The sequence below is a fragment of the Amycolatopsis sp. NPDC000009 genome, from assembly GCF_055563465.1.
Window position 1 is genome coordinate 285,077 of the sequence record NZ_JBVHDI010000005.1, and the last position, 21,109, is coordinate 306,185.

Genomic DNA, 21,109 nt, shown 5'->3' on the forward strand with positions numbered 1-21,109 from the left:
GCGCGGGCGAGCCATTTCGCAGTGAACGATCGATGAACGGAAGAAGTCGTCAGTTTCTGGCGAAACGTTGGGGTAGAAGGAAAATCAGATCACGGACTGCTCCGAGACCGGCAGGCACACGGTGAACCGGGTGTCACCGGGGGCCGAGTCGACCCGGAGGTCGCCCTGATGCCGTTCGACGACGATGCGCCAGGAGATGTCCAGACCGAGGCCGGTCCCCTGCCCCACCGGTTTGGTGGTGAAGAAGGGCTCGAAGATCCGCTGCCGGATCTCCGCCGGGATACCGGGCCCGGTATCGCCGATCTCGACGTGCACGTGATCGTTCACCCTGGACGTCCGCAGGGTCAGCGTGCCCTCGCCGCCCATGGCGCCGAGCGCGTTGTCGATGACGTTCGTCCACACCTGGTTCAGCTCGCCCGCGTACGCCGGGATCCTGGGGATCGCTTCGTCGTACTCCTTCACGACGCGGATCCCCGGCGCGATCTTGCCCGCCAGCATGACGAGGGTGGAGTCGAGTCCTTCGTGGACGTCGATCCACTGGTGCGGCGCGCGGTCCATCTGCGAGTACTGCTTGGCCTTGCCGACCAGCACCGAGATCCGGGTGGTCGAATCCTCGATCTCGCCCATCAGCATCTCGGTCTCGAGCGCGTACGCGAGCCAGCGCACGGCACCGTCGAGGAAGGTCTCGCCGACCGAGTCGAGTAGCCGGTCGAGATCCGGCACCGTCAGGCCCGCGCGGACGTAGATGTCGGCGAGATCCCAGCCCTGGTCGATACCGTGGCCGTCGAACCAGTCGCCGATCTCGTCCTCGCGGTCGGCCTGCTGCATCGCGGTCAGCTTCGGGGCCGAGGCGACCTGTTTGACCAGCTGCTCCTGGATGTCGAGCAACTGCTCCAGCAGCGTCGGGTCGACGTTCTTCTTCGCCAGCATCGCGAGCTTGTGCCGCATCCCGGCGACCCGCTCCCGCAGCGACGCGGTCGCGCGGACGGCGGCGGCCGCCGGATTGTTGAGTTCGTGGGTCAACCCGGCGGAAAGCTCGCCGAGCGCCAGCAGGCGGCGCCGCGAACCGATCACGGTGTCGCTGTTGCGCCAGCCGAGGTACATGCCCTCCAGCAGATGCGTCGCCATCGGGAACCAGCGGCGGAACTCGGTGGCGAACTCGGCCGCGGGCAGGGTCAGGAAGGTGAGGTCGCTGACCGCGTGCACCGAAGCGCCGTAGGTGTGTTCGGTCTCCTGATGCACGAAGAACTGCGTCGCGCCGCAATAGGCGCCGCGCTGATCGGACCGGATCGTCTCGACCTCGGTGCCGCCGACGAGCCGCGTCATCCGCAGCGCGCCCGACAGCAGGAGATAGAAGCAGGTGGCCGGTTCACCCTCGCGCATGACCGTGGTGCCGCCGGTGTACTGCTCCAGCACCGCGTGCTCGTCGATCCAGTCGAGCTGCTCCTCGCTGAGGTGCTCGAAGAGGAAGAGCCCGCGCAGTTCCTCCCTGGGCAGAACGCTCATTGCTCCTCCAAGTACCGGTGGACCAGGGTGACCGCCATGGCGCCTTCGCCGACGGCCGACGCGACACGCTTCACCGACGCGGCCCGGACGTCGCCCGCCACGAAAACGCCCGGGATGGACGACTCCAGGTAGTGCGGGTCGCGGTCCAGCGGCCAGCCCGGTGGCGGGCCGCCGTCGGTGAGCAGATCGGGCCCGGTGCGCACGAAACCGTGGTCGTCGCGCTGGATTTCATTGCCGAGCCAGTCGGTGCGCGGGGCGGCGCCGATGAAGATGAAGAGGTGACCGGTGGGCACGCTCTCGGTGGCGCCGCCGTTCTCGCACAGGGTCAGCCGTTCGAGGTGATCGTCGCCGTGCGCCTCGACCACCGTGGTGCGGGTGCGGACGTGGATGTTCGGTATCCCGGCGATCTGCTCGATCAGGTAGTGCGACATCGACGCTTCGAGCGACTGGCCGCGGACGAGGATGGTGACGTCGGCGGCGTGCTTGGAGAAGAACACCGCCGCCTGGCCCGCGGAGTTCGCGCCGCCGACGATGTAGACGTGCTCGCCCTTGCACTCGGGCGCTTCCGTCGCGGCCGAGCCGTAGTACACGCCCCGGCCGGCGAGCTCGGCGACACCGGGAGCCTCCAGCGCCCGGTAGGTGACGCCGCTGGCCAGCACCACGGAATGCGCCGAGATCTCGGTCCCGTCGCCGAACATGACCACCCGCGCCGAGCCGCGGGCCTCCAGGCCCACGACGTCACGGGCGGTGAGTACCTCGGCGCCGAACTTGAGCGCCTGGCGCCGCGCGCGGTCGGTGAGCTGGGCGCCGGAAACGCCGTCCGGGAAGCCGAGGTAGTTCTCGATGCGGGAGCTGGTGCCCGCCTGCCCGCCGGTCGCCTTGCGCTCGACGATGACGGTGCGCAGCCCCTCCGACGCGCCGTACACGGCCGCCCCGAGCCCGGCGGGCCCGCCGCCGATCACGATCAGGTCGTAGAACTCCTGCGCCGGGCGTGTGGACAGGCCGACGGCGTCGGCGAGCTCCGGCCCGGACGGCTGGCGCAGCACCGTGCCGTCCGGGGTGACCAGCACCGGGATGTCCTGCGGCGCCGCGTCCGCCGCCTCGAGGATCCGGCGGCCCTCGTCGTCGTCGACGGAGTACCAGCGGTACGGCACGGCGTTGCGGGCCAGGAAGTCGCGCAGGTGGAACGAGGGCGAGGAGTACCGGTGGCCGATGAGCTTGATCTCGTCGACCGGCCGCTCCCCCACCGTGCGCCAGGTCTCCACGAGCGCGTCGACGACCGGGTAGAGCTTCTCCTCCGGCGGGTCCCACGGCTTGAGGAGGTAGTGGTCGACGTCGACGACGTTGATCGCCTGGATCGCGGCGTCGGTGTCGGCGTAGGCGGTCAGCAGCGCGCGACGGGCGTTCGGGAACAGGTCCATCGCCTTCTCGAGGAAGACGATGCCGTCCATCTGCGGCATCCGGTAGTCGGCGAGGATCGCGGCCACGGCGTCGCCGCGCAGCTTGATCTCGCGCAACGCGTCGAGGGCGTCGGCACCGGAATCGGCCCGGATGATCCGGTAGTCCTTTCCGTACCTTCGGCGCAGGTCGCGGGCGACCGAGCGGGATACGGCGGGATCGTCGTCGACGGTCAACAGGATCGGCTGGCTCACCGGATCAGCCTATTACGTTACGGGCATGCTGACCGAAGCCGAAGAAGTGATCCACGCCCGTACCGCCGTCGCTTGCGAGGCGGCCACCGCGGCGGGGCTTCCCGGCCGTTTCGCGGCATGGCGTGAAGACGGCCTGCTGGCGGTCCTGGCCACGGCGCCGGACCTGCGATTCCTGCGCACGATCTCCGGGGTCACCGAGGAGAACCTGCCGCGAGCTGTCCGGCTGGCCGGGGCGTCGTGCTGGGACGGCGACCCGCCGACGCTGGTGCTCCCGGAGGGCTTGCTCCCCCGCGGCACCGGTCTCGTGCCCGCCGGTGTCCGTCCGATCGCGACTCTTCCGCTCGCCGGCCTCGCGCTCACGGACGCCGACATCGACGACTCGCCCGACGTCGACGTCTTCCTCCGCGTCCTGCTCGAAGGCTACGAAGCCGACGACGTCGTGACGGCGTTCATGGCCGCCGAGCACGCTGACCCGCGAATCCGGCGATCGTTGCTGGTCGAGGGCGGGGTGCCGATCTCCGCAGCGGCCCTGAGTTCGCATGGGCCCGGCGTCCTCCTCGGCGGCTCGGCCACTCCACGAGCGTACCGCGGCAAGGGTGCGCAGGCTCGGCTGCTCCTCCACGGCCTGGCCGCGGCCGCTCGCGACGGCCACCGGTTCGCCGTCGCGACCGCGGTGGAAGGTTCGCCGAGCCTGTCGAACCTGCGCCGCTCCGGAGCGCGGGTCCATCTCCGGCGGGCTTTCAGGCTTGGGTGAGCTTCCGCAGGCGGAAGGCCAGCACGAGCAGCATCACGCCGTACAGCAGGGCGTAGATCCCGACCAGCAGGGCGATCCCGAACGCGCCGGCGATCGGGTTGACCACGATCACGATGCCCGCGATCAGGGACAGCGCGCCCGCCGCGATGAGGAACGCCTCCCCTTCGATCTGCTTGCGCAGCCGGATCGCGGCGACGATCTCGACGATGCCGGTGAAGATCGCCCAGAAGCCGACCAGCAGCGCCAGCACGAGCACCGTGATCCCCGGCCAGATCAGGACCAGGACACCGGCGATGATCCCGAACGCGCCGAGCACTCCGTACGCGGCGCGATGGGCGGCGTCACCCGGCCGGAAGGCCTGCATGATGCCGCCGATGCCGTCGAAGATGGCGTAGATGCCGTAAAGGATCGCGAGCACCAGGACGGTCGTTCCCGGCCAGATCAACGCGAGAATGCCGAACAGGATGGCGAAAACCCCGCGCAGGGCGGCGAGCGGCCAGGCCAGACGGGGTTCGACGACGGTGAGACCGGCGAGAGGCATGGCCCGAGTATCGGAGCGACTGTGCGTCCGCGCGCGGCACGCCACCCGTTGGGGTGAGGCCGGTGCGCGCCGCGACCGCCATCGCGGCGCGCACCGGGGTCATCAGGGATAGGCGACGAGATTGGCCACATTCGATCCCGAGTTGGCAGGCCCGCCACGGTCGTTGATCACCCGGGCGATGGTCCCGTTCCCGCCGAGGGAGACGGCGACCATGCTGCGGAACCGGACGTTCGGGTTGTTCGGCACTTCGATCGCGCGATCCGCCACCACACTCGGATTCACGTTGAAGAAGCAGTAACTGCCGAGCCCGTAGGCCTCGTGGTTCGTCACCGAGTTCGCCACCTTGTAGGCCGCGTAGCCCCGCGTCGAGCCGTTCATCCAGGAGGCCTGATTCGGTGGGTCGTAAGGCATCTCGTTCTGGTAGAAGTACGTCCTGCCGCGTTCGCCGTTCCAGATCGTCTGGTACTTCTGGTAATGCTCGACGAACAGGCCGTACATCGTGATGTCGTCACCGTTGACGATCAGGCCGGTGTCGGCGGTGTTGGTGCTCCACCCGACGCCGTTGCCGTGGTCGGCACGCCAGATCCACAGATGGTCGCCGATGACGTCGTCGCTGTTGACCACCAGGCTGTTCGTGGCCTTGCCGACGCCCGCCCCGCCGACGCGGAAGAAGACGTCGTGCAGCGAGGTCGGGTTGGCCGCGTGGTCCTGGGCGGAGTTCGCCGGGCCGACCTCCATCAGCGTGTTCGAGTTGGTCGTGCCCGCGTCGATCAGCACGCCGGCGATCTTGACGCCGTCGACGTCCGCCACCGTCATCGCGGTGATGCCGTTGTCCGGGATCAGCGTCGCCAGGCCGAGGCCGAGCACGACGGTGTCCGGCCGGGTGACGCGCAGCGTCTCGTTGAGGTGGTAGACGCCGGGCGTGATCAGGAGGTCTTTGCCCTCGGCGAGGGCCGCGTTGAGCTGCGACGCCGTCGTTCCGGGCTTCGCGATGAAGAACCGGCTGATCGGCAACGACGATCCCGGCTGGCCGGCGCCCCACGTGACGCCGGAGGCGTTGGTGCGCTTGGCAGGCACGAAAACCTGGTACGCGCCCGCGCCGTCGACGTAGAGGAACGGCTTCTCCCGCACGACCGGCGTCGTGTTCACCGTGGTGTACGGCGGATTCGGGAAACTGGTCGGCGGCGCGCCGTCGACGCCCGCGAACACCATGTTCCAGTTGGAGCCGCTCCAGCTCCCGAACTGCGAGTTGCGCGAGATCCACTGCTGCTGCGAACCGGACCGCACCTGGCCGTCGACCTTCACGTCGGACATCCACCCGCCGCTGGACCAGCCGCCGTCGTCGAGCTGCAGGTTGCCGCGGACATGCATGCGGCGATACGGCGCGGCCTGCGAAACGGCCCATCGGTCGGTGCCGCCGCTGGGGTTGACGGACAGGTTTTCCGCGCCACGCCAGAAGTTCTGTGTCGCGTTGCCCTGGAACCAGTCGGCCTCCGCGTGCACCGCGCCGTTGATCGTCACGTTGTCCGGGGAAAGGCCGAGCCCGAGCACCTGCGTGTAGAACCCGACATTGACGTCGACGTCGTACGAACCCGGCTTGAACAGCAACGCCTTGCGATTCGAACCGAACTGACTGGTCTCCTGCTGCGAGAACACGCCGTTCACCTGGGACTGGATCGCCGACTGCGACATGCCGGGGTCGAAGACCAGCACGTTCGGCCCGAGGTCGGGGTTCGCGGTGCCGGAGACCGGGGTGAGCCGGAAGGACTGGGCGCCCGTGCCGTTGCAGGCGTACTGCTGGAGCTGCGTGCTGTCCTGGGTCGAAAGACCGGGGATGTCCAGGCACTTGCCACTGTTGCGGCTCACGAAGTGATACGCCCCACCCGATTCCTCGACCGGCTGCCACTGCTGGTTGTTCCCGCCGCCGTAGGCCCACAGGTGGATCAGCCCGCCGTCGGCCGTCGACACCTCGGCGACGTCCCACACCTGGGCCGGGTTGTTGCGGGTGTTGACCCGGTAGTAGCCGCCCGAGGTGGGCTGGAACTGCCACTGCTGGGAATAGGTCTGGTTGCAGGCGTACTGCTGGACGACCGTGCCGTTCGCCGTTCCGGCGGCCCGCGCGTCCACGCACTTCCCGCCGGTGGTCGACACCGTGTACCAGGTGTCGGGAACGATGGCGGCCTGTGCCGCCGGAGCCACCACCATCAACGCTCCGACCAGCGAAAACAGTGCTATCAGAGCTGCTCTGGCCCTCATCGGGACCTCCTCCGCGTCATTCGGGCAGGGCGAGCTGAGGCGGAGCCCAGTGGAGACGCGGCGTAGCGGGCGGGGACCTCGGCGTCACGATGGTCGAAAACGTAACGGCGGTCACACGCAGAGTCAATACACGTCTAAAAATAAGTCGCAAAGATGCTGGTCAGGGCGATTTGAGGCGGCCAGAGGTGCATAGAGTGACCCCCGCGTGAACGGCCATCGCGGGCGGTGTAATGTATGGACACACGAGATGCGGAGAACAACGCCGCTCCGGGGCTATGGCGCAGCTGGTAGCGCACCTCACTGGCAGTGAGGGGGTCAGGGGTTCGAGTCCCCTTAGCTCCACAGCACGAAATACCGCCCACCTGGCAGTCCCGCCGAGGTAGGGCGGTTTTTTCGCTTCGTCACACTTTGAGAATTGGCGCGACGAACTTCAGTTACTGTTCAGTAGCTGGAGCAAATCTGGAGCACCACGTCCCACGGATGCCAAGTAAGTCCTATCGTCTGCTCCAGTGACGTAGTCCGATCGGTAGTTCCAGCCGGGAACGACACAGCATGCGGACCACCAGTCGATGAGCTGCGGATTCCCTCGGATTACAAGTCCCCTCCGCCGCGATGTCAACCAACGTCGCACAGCGCCGAATTTTGACCAACTATGCAGGTCAACGCAGGCCTAGCACCGTGCCCGGGTGTCGCGCCGTGTCATGGCGTGTCCGGCTCTACTTCGGCACCGGAGCCCAATCGGAGACGGCGCTGGCCCACATTCAAGTGCCAGACCAGGCCGTATCGCTCTCTGGAACTGTAACGGCTGACTTCGTCCGGCAATCATGAATAGCGTGAGGAGTGCACCGCTTGAGGACCCTGGTGTCAACTCTGGTCGTTCGCCGGAGATCGAAATCCAAAGCCGCATGCCTGAGGTGAAGTAGCTTTCGAGCCATCTTGCAGAGCTGGAAGGAAGGCAGAGATGGCTGTAAATCCGGAATTTGGGGAGTCAGTGCCCTGGGCTGGCAAGCGTTGAGCACGATCATCGCGGTAGGTGCGTTCATCGTCGCGTTGGGAGTCGGCTCTTTTCAGTTGCGCGCCTAGCCTGGGCCTTCGCCGCCGGCGGGATCGTCGCCGCGTCCAACACAAACCTACCGTCCAGATCGTGGCAGGCCAGGCGGTCACGGCAGGCGCAGCGGAGCGCCTGCGCTTCTCCCGCGCCAACGCGCGACACATCGGCGCCGCCTTCGACACCGTCCTCACCGATCCCGCCTACCGAACCAGGGCACGCCACATCCGAGACCCATTCCGGGGTGCCGGTGGCGCCACCGCGGCCGCAGACCTCCTCTGCCGGCTGCTCCCCGCGACACCACACTCTCCATGCTGACCGGAACCCGGCCGAACTCGCGGCGGCCGTACACAGCCCTCATCCGCCCCGGCGACATGACGGCTCCCGCCATCTCGGTGAGGAGCGCGCATCTCCAGCGATTTCGCGACAGCGATGACTCAGCGTCCCGCGGCTCCGCGGGGACCGCGCTTGGAGCCCGTGCGCCACACTGTTGTCCGTGAGCGGTCAGAGGGGCGGGCACGGTGGAATTTCAGGTGTTGGGTCCGATGCTGGTCCGACGCGACGGGCGGGCCGAGGCGCCGGCGGGACGGTTGCAGGGCATCCTGCTCGGGGTGCTGCTCGCGCGAGCGAACCAGCCGGTGGCGGTGGACGTCCTGACCGGCGCGTTGTGGGGCGAACGGCGGGATCCGCGGTACGGGCAGCGGCTGCAGCTACACGTTCATCGGCTTCGGGGTGTGCTCGCGGAGCCGGATCGGCTGTCGTTCGACGCGGCGGGCTACCGGCTGCGGGTGCTGCCGGGAGAGTTGGACTCGGAGCGGTTCGTATCGCTGTTCGAGGAGGCGCGAGACGTCGCGGACGAGGATCCACAGCGGGCGGTCGACCTCCTGCGCGGGGCGTTGGGCCTGTGGCACGGCGACCCGTTCCGGGACGTGGACGTCCCGCTGCTCGCCGACTGGGCACAGCGGCTCGGCGAGCTGAGGTCGGTCGCGCTGGAGACGCTCTATGAGGCCGAGCTGGCCTGCGGACTGAACGCGGCGATCATCGGCGAACTGACGGATCTGGTGCACCGGTATCCGGTTCGTGAGCGGCTGCACGGCCTGCTCATGACCGCCCTGTACCGCGCTGGACGGCAGGCGGAAGCGTTGCGGGCGTATCGCACGGCACGGGACACGCTCGTCGAAGAACTCGGCGTGGACCCGGGGCCCGAGTTGCGTGATCTGCACCAGCGCATGCTCGCGGGAGAGACACTGGGGCCGGACGAGAAGGTCCCGCACGTGCGTGTTCCCGCTCAGTTGCCGGTGGATGTGCGCGGATTTGTCGGCAGGGACGCCGAGCTCGCGGAGCTCGACGGCCTCCTCGCCACCGGGGAGCCCGCGCTGGTCTCGACTGTCGCCGGAACCGCCGGAGTGGGCAAGACGGCGCTGGCCGTGCGATGGGCGCACCGGGTGCGGGATCGGTTCCCCGACGGCCAGCTGTACGTCGACCTGCGTGGATATGGCCCAGACCAGCCGGTCTCACCGGAAGACGCGCTGGCGGGCTTCCTGCGCACGCTGGACTTGGACGGCGCGGCGATTCCGCAGGACCTCGCCGAACGCGCCGCACGGTTTCGCACCCTCGTCGCGCGGCGCCGGATGTTGATCGTGCTGGACAACGCCCGCACGGTCGAGCAGGTGCGTCCCCTGTTGCCCGGTAGCTCGTCGTGTTTCGTGATGGCGACCAGCCGGGACGCGTTGGCCGGCCTCGTCGCCCGCGAGGGCGCCCACCGGCTCGATCTCGATCGGCTGCCGAGCGGGGACGCCCGCGTTCTGCTCCGCGAACTGCTCACCGACCGGGTGGACGCCGAGCCGGAAGCGGCGAGCGCGCTGGTGGAACGGTGCGCTCGGCTGCCCTTGGCCTTGCGGATCGCCGCCGAGCTGATCCGATCACGGCCCGCTCGCGGCCTCGGCGAATTCGTCGACGAGCTTTCCGGCCAGCAGGACGCGCTCGATCTGTTGGACGTCGACGGCGATCCGCAGACCGCCGTGCGCGCCGTGTTCTCGTGGTCCTACCAGAAACTGGACGCGGTGGCGGCCAGGCTGTTCCGGCTGCTCGGATTGCATCCTGGACACGACACGGACGACCACGCGGCGGCGGCCCTCGCCGGCATCGGGCCACGGGAGACACGCCGCGCGTTGGACGTGCTGCGGCGGGCCCATCTCGTCGATCAGTCTTCCGACGGCCGCTACCGTTCCCACGATCTGCTGCGGGCGTACGCCGCCGAACTCGCCGAATCCACCGACAGCGCCGACCAACGCGCAGCCGCGCTGAGCAGGCTGCTCGACCACTACCTGTTCACGGCTTCGGCCGCGATGGACGTCATCGCGCGAGACGACTACGCCCCAAGGCCGAAGACGCCGGCACCCCACGGGGAAGCACCGCTGTTCTCGACCTACGACCACGCGCGGCGCTGGCTCGACGCCGAGCGGGCCAACCTGCTGGAGGTCTGCGGGCAAGGCGGACCGGCAGCCGTGATCCACCTGTCGGAGACCGTGTGGCGTTACCTCGACACCGGCGGCTACTACGACGATGCCGTGGCCCTGCACACTCGCGCGGTCGACGCCGCCCGTGCCCTGAATGACGAACGCACGGAAGCGAAGGCGCGACGCGCACTCGGTGTCACGATGTCCCGCCGGGGCCGGGACCGCGAAGCGATCGACCATCTCGAGTCGGCAATGGTCGCGTTCCAACGCACCGGGGATGAAGGATTCCAGGCCGCGACACTGAGCTTTCTCGGCTGTGTGTACGGGAAGAAGGGCGAGCTGGAAGAGGCCCGGCGCAGGTTCGAGCGAGCACTCACACTGACCGACCCGGACGAAAGCTGGTATCTGCACTGCGCGGTCAGGATCAACCACTCCCAGAACCTGCTGAGCCTCGGCCTTCCCGAAGAAGCCAGACATCACCTCGATGTGACTTTCGCCCTGTGCCAAGAGAACCACGACGAACACATCGAATGCAACGCGGTCAATCTCCTGGCCAAGATGTATCTCCACATCGGACACGACGACGACGCCTTCGACCAGGCCCAGCGCTGTCTGCGCCTCGCCAGGGCGGCGGGTTTCCGCACCCAGGAAGCGGATTGCCTGAGGGTTCTTGGGGTGGTGTACCGGCGACGAGGCGACGGCGAACAGGCCTTGCGCCACCACGAGGAAGCGGCGACACTCGCCCGTGCCATCGGTGACACGGAACTGATCACCGAGACACTCAACGCGCTCGGCGCCACCCACACGTCCGCGGGACGCCACGCCGAGGCCCTCCGCTGTTACGGCGACGCACTGGCCGTCGCTACCGAGGCCGGCCACCGCGAGCAACTGGCGCACGCCCACGCCGGCATCGGCGACGTCCACACCGAACTGGGCGAGCACGACAAGGCCCGCCGGCACTGGCTACGAGTACTCGCCTTCTACCACGACCTCGACGTCCCCCAAGCCGCCGAAATCCGGGCGAAGCTCGAACGCCTGGGCGCCAATGGTCCCGGCCAAGGCCACCGAGCTTGAGTCGACCATGAACCGCGGGTGGCCCGTCGGCCCGGCCCTTTCGCCGCCCACCGGGATCTCGCAGTCCTCGGTCAGCCCTTAAGCACCACCTTGCCGACGACGACGGCGGCCAGCTCGGTCAGCCTGCTCTGGACCTGAACGCCCTCGGTCTTGTTGAGGTAGTCGAGGAGGTAGACGACGTTGCGGTAGCGCACCGCGACCTTCGCCTGGTTGCCGTTCTTCGCAAGGGCGACCAGCCGGGCGTCTTCGGCGCCCTGCACACCCACCTCGGTCCCGTTCGGCACCCGGCGTTTCAAGTGCTCCTTCGCGGCGTCCACTCCCGACTTCTCGCGGGTGGCGTGGAAGACGTAGCTGGTGACGATCACGAACGCCGCATTGACCCTGTCCTTGATGTAGTGGTCGTTGTTGTTCCAACTGCACTGGCCCTGCTCGGACCTGTCCGACGAGGTGCTGCCCGATAGCGGCTTGAAGTTCATCCGGCCGGGGATGTACGGCGCCACCTCGGCCTCGGCGAGCACCGCGCACCCGCCCGGCGCCTTCTCCAGGTCCTGGGAGGCGTCCACTCCCGGAGACGCCTTGCCGGAATCGCTCAGTCCGAGGTACAGCAAGACCCCGCCGCCACCGACGACGACCATCAGCACGATGGCCAGCACCACGATCAGTGGGCCGGTCTTCCGCTTGCGCGGAGGCAGAGGTGGCTGCTGCCCCCAGCCGGCGCCCTGCTGGTGAAAGTACTGCTGCAGGTACGGCTGATGCCCAGGTCGGGTGAATGCCCCCGGAGGGCCGGGCTGAGTCATCGAACTCCTTGAGTCATCCATCTCTGCCGCTTCGCACCCTGGCGACATGAACACGCGTGGACTACCGGCGCCGCCGAGGGCCCGGATCCTCGTCCCAGTCCGGCTCGAAATCGAACTCCCGAGGCCGTCGTGAACTCGGTGGTGCGAAGGCGTCGCAGCGGTCCTCCGCCCTGCGCCGGATCGCGGCGACGCGCTTGCGCCAGCGTTGCGTCAAGGCCGCGGTCTTCTCCGCGCCGGCCTTCTCCGCCGCGTAGCACCGCTCGGCCCTGGCCGCGATCCGGTGCCGGTTGCCGTCGATCCGGTCCGCGACCCGCGCGCGCATCCGCTCGACGCGCTCCTCCTCGATCATCGCGGCATCACCCCCCGCCGCTCGCCGGAACCGGCCCGCGCGCCCTGTTCGAGCATCTCCCGCAGCACGCCGAGGATCTCCTCGAAGCCCTCGTCGGTGGCGTCGCAGACGTCCCAGAATGCCTCGACCCTCGTCTCCACCACCGGCACCAGGTTGCCGTCGCACCACTCGGCCGCCGACTGCCGGACTTCGGCCTTGACGTCGTCGCTGATGTTCAGGCACTCCTGATCGGCCGGTATGCCGAACTGCGAGGCCACGTAAAGGATGTCCTCGTCGCTCGCCCCGCCCTTGGCGACCGTGATCAGCCGGTCGACGATATCCGGCCCGATCCCGTTGATGTTCGACGAGAACAGGCCGTTCACGGTCTGCGCCTTGGTCACGCACATCTGCTCCAGCGCGCCGCGGACCTCGATCAGCACCTTGCCGGCGTCGGCCAGCTCCTTCATCAGGGCCCTGGCCCGGCCCACCGCGTCGTCGTAGCGCGACGACGCGGTGTCCGCGGCCTCCCCCTCCCAATCGGCGAACAGGTCGCCCTGGGCCGTGATGAGCTCGTCGACGTGACGCTGGAGACGGCCGACGGCCTGTGCGTACTGGTCGGCCTGGAGACTGATGCGCTTGAACACCACCTCACGCTGCTCGTTGTACCGGGCCTTGAAGATCCACTTGTCGGCGAACGGGTTACCGGTCAAGGACGTGCCGCCGCCATTGCCCGAACCACGGGCGCCCACCCGGGATCCGCCGCTGGCGTACCGGCAGTACCTCCCCCAGAACAGTTTGAAGAAGTCCAGCCCGATCTCGCCGGAGTCGAAGATCTCCTCCGAGCTCGCGGCGCCGGTGCTGCCGGTGGCCCTCAAGTTGTCCGCGTAGGACTGAAGCTGCCGGGCGTCCTCGCGCTGCTCTACCAGGTCGTCCGCGTACCTGCGGTCGTTCTCCGCCTGGTCGATCGCGGCCTGCATGTCCGCGCCGGGGTTGCCGGACCCGGGCAGCGCACCGGGGCCCCCGGGGTGCTCCTCGGCGTACGTCGCGATGGTCGCGGCGTCGTTGACCGCCTGACTCAACGCGCCGTTGTTGATGGCGTTCGCGGCGTAGTTGTCCACGTACTCCTGGGCGTCGTACTCCTCGACGTACTCCTTGACCTCGTCCGGCACGTTGTCCGGGTCGTACCCGGTCCGTTCCTGGGTGATGATGTCGCCCCAGATGTAGCCCGTCGCGTAGTCGTAGCTCCACGCGGCGATGAGCTCCCGCTTCGTCTCGTCGGAGACGTCGGGGTCATCGAGGATCGCCCTGATCTCCTCGTCGCTCGGGCTGACCTGCCCGTTCGGACCCGCCGGCCGGTACCTCGCCTTGGCCTCGTCCCACCAAGCCATCAGTCGCCCCCTTCGCGCAGGCCATCGAGCCGTGACGCGAAGTCCACCTCGGTCTCGTCGTAGACACCGGCGGATTCCCGCAGCAGGCTGGAAAACTCGTCGACCTCATGGACCAGCCGGCCGGCCAGACCCGCCAGCTCCCCACTCGCGTCGAGGTACACGGCGCCGTAGTCCTGGTACCGGTCACCGCCGAAGTCCAGCTGGGTCACTACGGCGTGCGCCACCTGCCCGCTCACCGACCGAAGCCCGGTGTTGATCCTCCCGATCTCGTCACTCACCTCCAGCAACTTTGCTGGATCGACTTCGAAGCCCACCCGGATCCCCTCTCGTCCCCTGCCTCCACCATGGAAGGCTAGGAACGCGGCTTTCACGCGGCTTTCATCCGCATGAAAGCGCCAATCGGACACCAGGCGACGCCGTCCGCAGTGCGCACCGGGAAACTGATTCGCAGGGTCCTCGCGTTTCGTCCTTCGCCCGAGCGAGGCCAGAACGTTCTGGGCCTGGCGCTCACTGACGCAGTGCAACCGCCTCATCCACCTAGCGCTCGAACGGGACGGCCAGTAATTCCCGAGCCATCCACTCGTCGAATACGTAGCCAAACGACTCGAATTCGCCCAGACCGGCACTCTGCCCGACAACGGCCGCTGAGGACACCACTATGGGGACAGTCCGGGAAAGCCTTCAGGCTCCGGCCTCAGGGGACGCGGTAGCGGATGAGGCGGGAGCTGTTGCCGACGACGGCGACGGAGGAGGCTTTGTGGAGGATCGCGGCCACCACCGGGGCGAGCGCCGCTGGCGGAGACGAGCAGTCCGGCGGTGTTGACCGCGATCGACATCCCGTAGTTCTGCCGGATCGTCCTGATCGTGCGCCGCCCGAGGTCTCGGAGGTCGAGCAGGGCACGCAGGTCGTCGGCGGCAAGCGCGACGTCCGCGGTCTACACGGCCACGTCGGTCCCCGAGACACCCATCGCGATGCCGATGTCGGCGAGCGCAAGCGCCGGTGCGTCGTTGGTGCCGTCCCCGACCACCGCGACCACGAACCCTTCGGCCTGCAGTTGCTTGACGACGTCCTGCTTGTCCTCGGGCATCACGCGTGCGCGGAACTCGTCGATCCTCAGCTCCGCGGCCACCGCGGCGGCCGTGTCCGGGCTGTCCCCGGTGAGCAGCACCATGCGGCGAACACCGTCCGCACGCAACGCGTCGAGGACCTCACGGGATTCGGGCCGGACGCTGTCGCGCAGTGACACCAGGCCGATCAGTTTCCCGTCCACCGCCCGGTTCTACTGGAACAGTCCCGGCTTAGCGCTCCCCCATGGGAGATGGCGCCCCGGACCACTCAAGCGTGGCGGCAGCCTGTGCCTGCGATCACTACGACAACTGTTGAAAACAGATTCTGAATCTGTTTTCATATTTTGGATACAGGGTCGGCCGCCTCATCAGACTCGAGGAGTTGGCATGAAGACCACCGAAGCCGTCGCGGCGACGTTCGGACTGAAGAATCAGGAGGCGTGGAAGCGGCACGCGAATCCGTGGAGTGTCTGGACCCGGATGGCCGGCCTGGTGCCGATCCTCGCGCCGGTCTTCTTCCGGGAGACCCTGGGATGGTGGGCCCTGGCGATCATCGCGCCGGGGATCGCGTGGATGTGGCTCAATCCACGCGCGTTCAAGCCCGTCCACCACCCGGTGAGGTGGGCGGAAAAGGGTATCTACGGCGAAAAACTGTGGTCCGCGGGCAAGTCCACGGCCCTTGCCAGGCATAAGACGGCGATGCGCCTGTTGCTCCTGCTGGCGGCGGCCGGTGCTGGGCTTCTGGTCTACGGCATGGTGGTCATCGAGGCATGGCCGACGATCTTCGGGGTGACCCCTCGTCCTGCTGAGCCAGCTATGGCAGATCGACCGGTTCGCTGCCGTCTACGACGAAAGCGCGGCCGTCGACCAGCGTTGATCTGCCGAATCAGACCGACGTTCCCTTGTTCTCGGGGCCCGCCAGGGTCCCGAGGTCACCTTCTCCCGCGGAGAAACCCATGCACACACCCGGAACCTCGCACCCACGGCGCTGGTGGATCCTCGGCGCGCTCTGCTTGAGCTTGCTGGTGCTGACCATCGACAACACCGTGGTGAACCTGGCGATCCCCGTGCTGATGCGCGACCTCGGCGCCGGCCCGGCGGATATCCAGTGGATCATCAGCGCCGGGGCCTGCAACCCGAGAACACCGACGCCACTCGGAAGCGCAGCGAACCGTGACCGAACGGGAAGCCGTCCAGCTAGTCCTCTCCGGGTCGGTCGTGCCGACGCCCATGGCGAGAATTCCCGGCGCAGGCCGGGCTGGTCCCGAAGTCCGGGCACTGGAGACCTTCCGCCGGAGTCCTCCCCGCTCAGGCGGACCTGGCACGTGGACCAGATCGACGTACAGGTGGAGACGATCCTCGTCCCTGCGCACGCGGGAATCCCCTTCCCTTCCCCGGGGCGCGGTGGCGAGTGAGGGAGGCTCACCCCTTTTGCCTGCGCTCGCGCAGCACGGTGAACGCGATGACCGCGGTGACGACGGCGCAGGCGATGCCGATGACGTTGAGCCCACTGATGTACGCCTCGCCGGCGGCGGCCATCAAGCCGTCGGCGGCCTGGGCGGACAGGCCCTGGGCGATCACCACCGCGTTCTCCATACTCGCTCCTGCCTCGGTAGACGGCGGCGCCGAGTCTTCCGAGCGTGGCCACCCCGAGCGCGTTGCCCAGGTCACCGCTGATGGAGGAAAGGCTGCTGCGGAGCCCGCCCGTGCGGGCGGAACGGAGCCGACGACGAGATTGGTGCCCAGGGCGCCGAAGGTGCCAACGCCGATGAACACGAATCCGGCCATGAGCACAGGCATTCCGCCGACTGAGCCGACGAAACCGAGCAGCAGGTAGCCACTGGTACCGGTGAGCAGCGCGACCCCGGGCAGCACGCGCACCTGACGATCACCTTGCGGTTTCCCGTCACCCTGTGGCGTCGCCGAAGCATCCATGTCTCGACCCCGCTCCGGGTGGCCGAACCACGCTCAGCCGATCACCGCCAGACGAGACGAGCTTCACGACGGAGCACACGCCTCGCTCCGCCGTCCGGATCCACAGCGCAGGGGCACTCGAACGTCGTGAAGGCGAAGCTAATGATCCACATCAGAAGTCCACACAACAGATACTGTCTCGCGACGACATCCTGGTCGCGATGTGACAGGCGTCCGCGGGGCCGGCGCGCTTCCTCCCCCTCGACGTGCCGGCTCCACCATCTCCGACGACCTACCCGAATCACTCTCGCCCGCCGTGACCAAACGCGCGATGCAGACCGCGGCGACAGGCCCCAGCCCTCGACTACTCGGCGCTCGGGACCGGGCTCAGCTCGTCACGATCGACTACGAAACCGGTCTGATCCCTCCTGGGGTAGCCACGACCACCGGGATTGACGGGCCGGACACGTCCGCCGGCCTCAACAGCGTCGTCGTCCTGCGCGGCCGCGATGTGCCCGACGGCGGCGCAAGTGGTCGTGCCGACTCCGACGGGGCGGCAGAGGCTGGGCCAATTCAGCCTCTCGCAGCTTGGGAATCAGCGATGCTTGGAGCACCGGAAGAAAGGTCCTCAATGGACTGTTTTCGATGGGACGCAAACTTCTGGCCGAGTCCGGCCAGCCGCCATATTCTCTTGTGCGGCCGCGGCCATCAAGGCGTCGGCCACCATAGAGACCGCGAGAATGGGCCAGTGTTACCAGTTCTCGCGGTCTCAATCAAGCAGTGACGCTCCCGCTCACAATCCGGGCGGTAGAGCTGAGGCCTGCGGCAGCACGACCCGAGCTAACCGACGGAAGGAAGTCAAAGTGAAAACGTTTCTCAGCAGGGTTGCACTGCGAGTATTTGCAGTTGCAGCCATCCTGATCACTCCCCTGGCTATCGGCCAGACACCGGCACAGGCAGATACCGGCTGCCGGGATAGTTTCCAGCGCCCGTACCCGAGCGACAAGGGCGGCAAGAACGCCACCGTGTGGATCACCCGCGAGGCTGAGTGCGGAGAGCTCAAGAACGCGCAACTTTGGGCCGTATTCCACGCTTACGATGAGCTTCTCGTCATCTACAATTACCCCGTCGCGGGCAAGGTCTATGTCAACGTGGAGGTACTCGACCGCTACGGGAACGTCTTGGACAAGGACAGGATCACGGGGACCGAAAAGACGCACGAACTCGGCACTCCGGACGGAAGCCGCAACATCACCGAAGGCCGTGTCGTCCGCATACAGGTATGCGGCACGATGATCCACTCGAACAAGAAAGAATGCAGTGCGTGGGGTACAGGCGTCGCCTGATAGGTCCACTCTTGTAGCTGTTCAACGAGGACGCCGAGTGGTCCCAATGGCCTGGGGCGCGAGGGTTCGTCGCCGGTGAACTCGGCATGTATGCCAAGGAGGCCGCTTCTTGCGCTCGCGCTCGACGAGCACGGCAGATCACCTGCGCGTGAAGAAGGCGATGCCGATGTTGCGGAGAATCGGTCCGAGTGCTGCGCCTAGCTGGGTAGCCCCAGTTTGTCGAAGAACGCCCGGTTCCGCTCCGTGGCCGAGTTGACCAGCCCGTCGAAGCTCATGACCTCGATGTAGGCCTTGGCGGAGTCATTGAAGCCAAAATATCCGAGGCCGTCGTGTGTCGGCCGCAGGTTTGAGATCTCGCACCGCTCGATCATCTTCGCCGTGAGATCGGCGATGATGTAGCAGAAGGCTGGCGGCTCGTGCGTCGGCGGGATTGGCCTTCCCGTCGCGGTCATCACGCCGCCTGCGCGGATCCTCTTGACATAGTCGAGGCACTGCTGGATCGGATTCTTGTCCTCGGTGGCGTCCTTGCGCATCGGACGTTTGATCTCGACCACGACGATCGATGGCAGCGGCAGCTTCTGCCCCTCCGCTGCCAGCACCGGCGAGTCATTGAGACGCGTCGCGAGTATGTCGGGTTCTTTGGTGGAAACGGACCCCGTGATCGGCATGCTCTTCAGAGTCTTGTCGGACGCGAGGTAGTCGTGAAAAGCAAGCCTCTCGTCGATGATCCACAGGTTTGATCCCTCGGAAGAGACCTCATTGGAGTCTGTCCGCATGGGAACGATCAACGTGTGGATCGCGTCCTCTCGGCTGTAGTTTCCGTCCTTGTCCGCACGGATCAGGCGCTCGAGCAGATCCAGCACCGTTCGGCGGCGCGCCACGTAGGCGGCCAGGTCTGATTGGTTGATCTCGCTGACGGTGCTGAGGTACGTCGCGAGCCGCTCCGCGTAGTCCTCCGCCGACTCCGAATCGGCTTCCGCAAAGATCGCCTGTCCTTGAAGTAACGCCTCGGATTCGATCTTCTGCAGGTGCCGATGAAGCAGGAGCTCAAGGTCCTGGTCCTTGACCGATGGATCGACCGTGATCCCACGCTCCTCGATCTTGGCCAGGACCGGTCGGTACCGCGGAGCATGCTTGCTCACGAAGTCGTGAAGGCGCTGCTTGCCCTGCTCGCGCGCCGACTTGAGCGGCTCTTCCAGGATCTTTCCGACTTCTTCGTAGACGACGTCCCGGATGTCGTCCAGCGAGAGGTCGTCGACGAGCGTCTCCCCAGCGGTGTGCTCGCTGATGTCGAACGCCGTCCGATCGGACCGGACACGGTCGTCAAGGTAATCCGATGTCAGATAGCACGCGTAGACGAACTCACCGGACTTCTGGTCCTTGAGCTTGCCGTGGAGTCCCGGCACTTTCCCGCTCAGGTTCTCCTCGATGACGACGCGGCTCGCCGCGCACCAGTGGAGGCGGGGGACGGAGTTGCGTGTCGATGACCTGAGCCGAAGGTTCAGCATGTCGAACTTCTTGCCCCTGACCTCGATCACCGTAGGCAACATCTCCGAGTCGACGAACTCGTCCATCAGGTCGGTCAGCGTCACCGACTCGTCGTCGTCCGTGATCGTCACACCAGGCGCGCCACCGGGCCGGAGGAAGTACCAGATGCAGTGCTCGAACACCTCGCGCGCGATGGCGTCGACGCCTTTCGGCGCGTGCTGCTGGAACGACTTCTTGAAACCGTCGAGGCTTACCACCGCGCCAGTGCCCGTGAACCCGTCCGCGTCGCCGTCGTGCTCGACCTCGCGATCGACCGAGAACCTGAACTGGCGTCCCTGCAGCTGCCCGCCCTCGTCCTCGTACGCACTGCGTACCGACACCCTGTCAAAGGCCTTGAGCCACAGCAGCCGGCCGACGCCGCGACAGCCAAGATCAGCCTTGTAGCCACTGTCCAACGTCTCGAACGAGGACATGTTCTCAGCCGTGAACCCCACACCGTTGTCCTCGACTGTGAAGCCGACGATCGGCTTCACAGGGACACGCCCAGGGCCCGATGGACCGAAGTCGAACTCGGCCTGCGCGTCGCGATGCACCCGCACATCAATCCGACCGGGCACCGCGGAGTACTCGTATCGCGCCTCAATCGACTGGATACCGTTGACGATCGCCTCGAGGAGCGGCAGGAGCGCGTGGCTCTTAGGCAGGCTCGTGTTGCGAACTCGGCCCGCCAGAGAGGTCGTCAGCGCCATGATCCATCCCTTCGCCGCAGACAGGGTGACCATACCGAAGAGCACCGACGACGGCCGTGAACAGATCCACTCGCAGCTACAGTCGTCGTCCCTAATCTCAACCTTGCCCAGCACCTGAGCGATCCTGGCAATGGTCGCGGTCGCAACGTCATTCTCCGCCTCGGCGCGAGCGATGGCCGGACGGGCCAGGCCCGACTTCTCGTCGAGCTCCCCTGCGATCACCCCACCTTCTTCCTGCCTTCGCGCATGAGCGAGACGGAGCCTGCCTGCTCCGTCTCGTTCCTGCTGCTGCACCGCTCTGTCTCGGAGCTAGCATCCGAGACAGAGCGGTGCGGGCCTGGAGAACGTCCGTAGCAATCCCTCTCTGTAGTAACGACATCTACCCACCACCTCTACCGTCAATCTGGCCTCTCACACCAATTTCCTGGAGCAGTTCTGGAGCACGACGTCGGTTGCGGCTGCACCCAAACAACACCGAACCGCATCGACCGGAGCACGACTGCTCCAGTCGACCAGCGGGCTCTCGATAATCGCAGGTCAGAGCCCTGCCAGAACCTGCCTGGCAGTGAGGGGGGAGGGGTTCGTGCCCCCTAGCTCCACAGTACGAAAACCCTCCCGAATCAGCGGAAACTTCCGCAGGTCAGGGAGGGTTTTTTCGCTTTACGGCGGATCGATTCAGGCCCCTCTGCTGGAGGATCGATCTCGCTGCGCTGCCTGCTCGATGATCAGCAGCAGGCGCCA

At 67.0% G+C, this 21,109-nt stretch carries 16 protein-coding genes and 1 tRNA gene; 6 read left to right on the forward strand and 11 right to left on the reverse strand.

The annotated features are described in order from the left end of the window. Nucleotides 1-84: 84 nt before the first annotated feature. Both ACZ3HL_RS17275 and ACZ3HL_RS17280 read right to left on the reverse strand, forming a co-directional pair. The gene (locus ACZ3HL_RS17275; protein WP_465419607.1) at nucleotides 85-1,506 is read right to left on the reverse strand and encodes an ATP-binding protein; all 1,422 of its coding nucleotides are present in this window, start codon (nucleotides 1,504-1,506) and stop codon (nucleotides 85-87) included. Beyond that, nucleotides 1,503-3,158, reverse strand: coding sequence for an NAD(P)/FAD-dependent oxidoreductase (locus ACZ3HL_RS17280; protein ID WP_465531981.1), 1,656 nt, complete (start codon nucleotides 3,156-3,158; stop codon nucleotides 1,503-1,505). Before ACZ3HL_RS17280 ends, ACZ3HL_RS17275 begins: the two co-directional genes overlap by 4 nt. 25 nt (nucleotides 3,159-3,183) lie before the next feature. On the opposite strand from ACZ3HL_RS17280, the gene ACZ3HL_RS17285 reads away from it, so the two are divergent. Continuing rightward, nucleotides 3,184-3,912 (forward strand): hypothetical protein, encoded by a 729-nt coding sequence (locus tag ACZ3HL_RS17285; RefSeq protein WP_465531983.1) that lies wholly within the window; start codon nucleotides 3,184-3,186, stop codon nucleotides 3,910-3,912. Here the strand turns inward: ACZ3HL_RS17285 and ACZ3HL_RS17290 are convergent. Together ACZ3HL_RS17290 and ACZ3HL_RS17295 are read right to left on the reverse strand one after the other, a co-directional pair. Continuing rightward, entirely contained in the window at nucleotides 3,899-4,453 is a 555-nt protein-coding gene (locus ACZ3HL_RS17290; RefSeq protein WP_465531985.1) for an HdeD family acid-resistance protein, read from the reverse strand. The genes ACZ3HL_RS17285 and ACZ3HL_RS17290 overlap by 14 nt on opposite strands. Nucleotides 4,454-4,555: 102 nt before the next feature. Then, nucleotides 4,556-6,709: an RICIN domain-containing protein gene (locus tag ACZ3HL_RS17295; RefSeq protein ID WP_465531987.1), complete on the reverse strand. Its 2,154-nt coding sequence runs from the start codon at nucleotides 6,707-6,709 to the stop codon at nucleotides 4,556-4,558. A gap of 269 nt (nucleotides 6,710-6,978) precedes the next feature. Between ACZ3HL_RS17295 and ACZ3HL_RS17300 the strand changes: the two genes are divergently transcribed. After that, nucleotides 6,979-7,051 (forward strand) — tRNA-Ala (locus ACZ3HL_RS17300). A gap of 1,251 nt (nucleotides 7,052-8,302) precedes the next feature. Then, nucleotides 8,303-11,290 carry an AfsR/SARP family transcriptional regulator gene (locus ACZ3HL_RS17305; protein WP_465531989.1) on the forward strand — a complete coding sequence of 996 codons (2,988 nt, stop codon included), beginning with the start codon at nucleotides 8,303-8,305 and terminating at the stop codon, nucleotides 11,288-11,290. 71 nt (nucleotides 11,291-11,361) lie between these two features. Here ACZ3HL_RS17305 and ACZ3HL_RS17310 read toward each other — a convergent pair whose 3' ends face one another. From ACZ3HL_RS17310 to ACZ3HL_RS17330, 5 genes are all read right to left on the reverse strand, one after another. Beyond that, entirely contained in the window at nucleotides 11,362-12,087 is a 726-nt protein-coding gene (locus ACZ3HL_RS17310; protein ID WP_465531991.1) for a hypothetical protein, read from the reverse strand. Between the two features lie 61 nt (nucleotides 12,088-12,148). Continuing rightward, complete coding sequence (locus ACZ3HL_RS17315; RefSeq protein WP_465531993.1) at nucleotides 12,149-12,436, reverse strand: hypothetical protein; 288 nt, start codon at nucleotides 12,434-12,436, stop codon at nucleotides 12,149-12,151. Further along, on the reverse strand, nucleotides 12,433-13,803 hold the full coding sequence (locus ACZ3HL_RS17320; protein ID WP_465531995.1) for a WXG100 family type VII secretion target: 1,371 nt from the start codon (nucleotides 13,801-13,803) through the stop codon (nucleotides 12,433-12,435). Before ACZ3HL_RS17320 ends, ACZ3HL_RS17315 begins: the two co-directional genes overlap by 4 nt. After that, entirely contained in the window at nucleotides 13,803-14,081 is a 279-nt protein-coding gene (locus tag ACZ3HL_RS17325) for a hypothetical protein (protein ID WP_465531997.1), read from the reverse strand. Before ACZ3HL_RS17325 ends, ACZ3HL_RS17320 begins: the two co-directional genes overlap by 1 nt. 657 nt (nucleotides 14,082-14,738) lie before the next feature. Continuing rightward, a complete protein-coding gene (locus ACZ3HL_RS17330; protein WP_465531999.1) occupies nucleotides 14,739-15,074 on the reverse strand; it encodes an HAD-IC family P-type ATPase in 336 nt (111 codons plus the stop codon). 184 nt (nucleotides 15,075-15,258) lie between these two features. Between ACZ3HL_RS17330 and ACZ3HL_RS17335 the strand changes: the two genes are divergently transcribed. Both ACZ3HL_RS17335 and ACZ3HL_RS17340 read left to right on the forward strand, forming a co-directional pair. Then, nucleotides 15,259-15,888 carry a DUF6653 family protein gene (locus ACZ3HL_RS17335; RefSeq protein ID WP_465532001.1) on the forward strand — a complete coding sequence of 210 codons (630 nt, stop codon included), beginning with the start codon at nucleotides 15,259-15,261 and terminating at the stop codon, nucleotides 15,886-15,888. Next, nucleotides 15,828-16,286, forward strand: a complete 459-nt coding sequence (locus tag ACZ3HL_RS17340) for an MFS transporter (RefSeq protein ID WP_465532245.1) — start codon at nucleotides 15,828-15,830, stop codon at nucleotides 16,284-16,286. The genes ACZ3HL_RS17335 and ACZ3HL_RS17340 overlap by 61 nt, the downstream gene beginning before the upstream one ends. A 7-nt stretch (nucleotides 16,287-16,293) precedes the next feature. On the opposite strand, the gene ACZ3HL_RS17345 is transcribed toward ACZ3HL_RS17340, so the two are convergent. Further along, entirely contained in the window at nucleotides 16,294-16,752 is a 459-nt protein-coding gene (locus ACZ3HL_RS17345) for a hypothetical protein (protein ID WP_465532003.1), read from the reverse strand. An 896-nt stretch (nucleotides 16,753-17,648) separates the two neighbouring features. Here ACZ3HL_RS17345 and ACZ3HL_RS17350 point away from each other — a divergent pair. Continuing rightward, nucleotides 17,649-18,131 (forward strand): hypothetical protein, encoded by a 483-nt coding sequence (locus ACZ3HL_RS17350; RefSeq protein WP_465532005.1) that lies wholly within the window; start codon nucleotides 17,649-17,651, stop codon nucleotides 18,129-18,131. Between the two features lie 197 nt (nucleotides 18,132-18,328). Here ACZ3HL_RS17350 and ACZ3HL_RS17355 read toward each other — a convergent pair whose 3' ends face one another. Continuing rightward, on the reverse strand, nucleotides 18,329-20,590 hold the full coding sequence (locus tag ACZ3HL_RS17355; RefSeq protein WP_465532007.1) for an ATP-binding protein: 2,262 nt from the start codon (nucleotides 20,588-20,590) through the stop codon (nucleotides 18,329-18,331). Nucleotides 20,591-21,109: the final 519 nt, after the last annotated feature.

What these genes read in the sequence shown, in the direction of transcription:
- ACZ3HL_RS17275 (WP_465419607.1), bottom strand. Translation starts at nt 1,506, where the DNA reads ATGAGCGTTCTGCCCAGGGAGGAACTGCGCGGGCTCTTCCTCTTCGAG.
- ACZ3HL_RS17335 (WP_465532001.1), top strand. Translation starts at nt 15,259, where the DNA reads ATGAAGACCACCGAAGCCGTCGCGGCGACGTTCGGACTGAAGAATCAG.
- ACZ3HL_RS17340 (WP_465532245.1), top strand. Translation starts at nt 15,828, where the DNA reads ATGCACACACCCGGAACCTCGCACCCACGGCGCTGGTGGATCCTCGGC.
- ACZ3HL_RS17315 (WP_465531993.1), bottom strand. Translation starts at nt 12,436, where the DNA reads ATGATCGAGGAGGAGCGCGTCGAGCGGATGCGCGCGCGGGTCGCGGAC.
- ACZ3HL_RS17285 (WP_465531983.1), top strand. Translation starts at nt 3,184, where the DNA reads ATGCTGACCGAAGCCGAAGAAGTGATCCACGCCCGTACCGCCGTCGCT.
- ACZ3HL_RS17295 (WP_465531987.1), bottom strand. Translation starts at nt 6,709, where the DNA reads ATGAGGGCCAGAGCAGCTCTGATAGCACTGTTTTCGCTGGTCGGAGCG.
- ACZ3HL_RS17305 (WP_465531989.1), top strand. Translation starts at nt 8,303, where the DNA reads ATGCTGGTCCGACGCGACGGGCGGGCCGAGGCGCCGGCGGGACGGTTG.
- ACZ3HL_RS17320 (WP_465531995.1), bottom strand. Translation starts at nt 13,803, where the DNA reads ATGGCTTGGTGGGACGAGGCCAAGGCGAGGTACCGGCCGGCGGGTCCG.
- ACZ3HL_RS17290 (WP_465531985.1), bottom strand. Translation starts at nt 4,453, where the DNA reads ATGCCTCTCGCCGGTCTCACCGTCGTCGAACCCCGTCTGGCCTGGCCG.
- ACZ3HL_RS17310 (WP_465531991.1), bottom strand. Translation starts at nt 12,087, where the DNA reads ATGACTCAGCCCGGCCCTCCGGGGGCATTCACCCGACCTGGGCATCAG.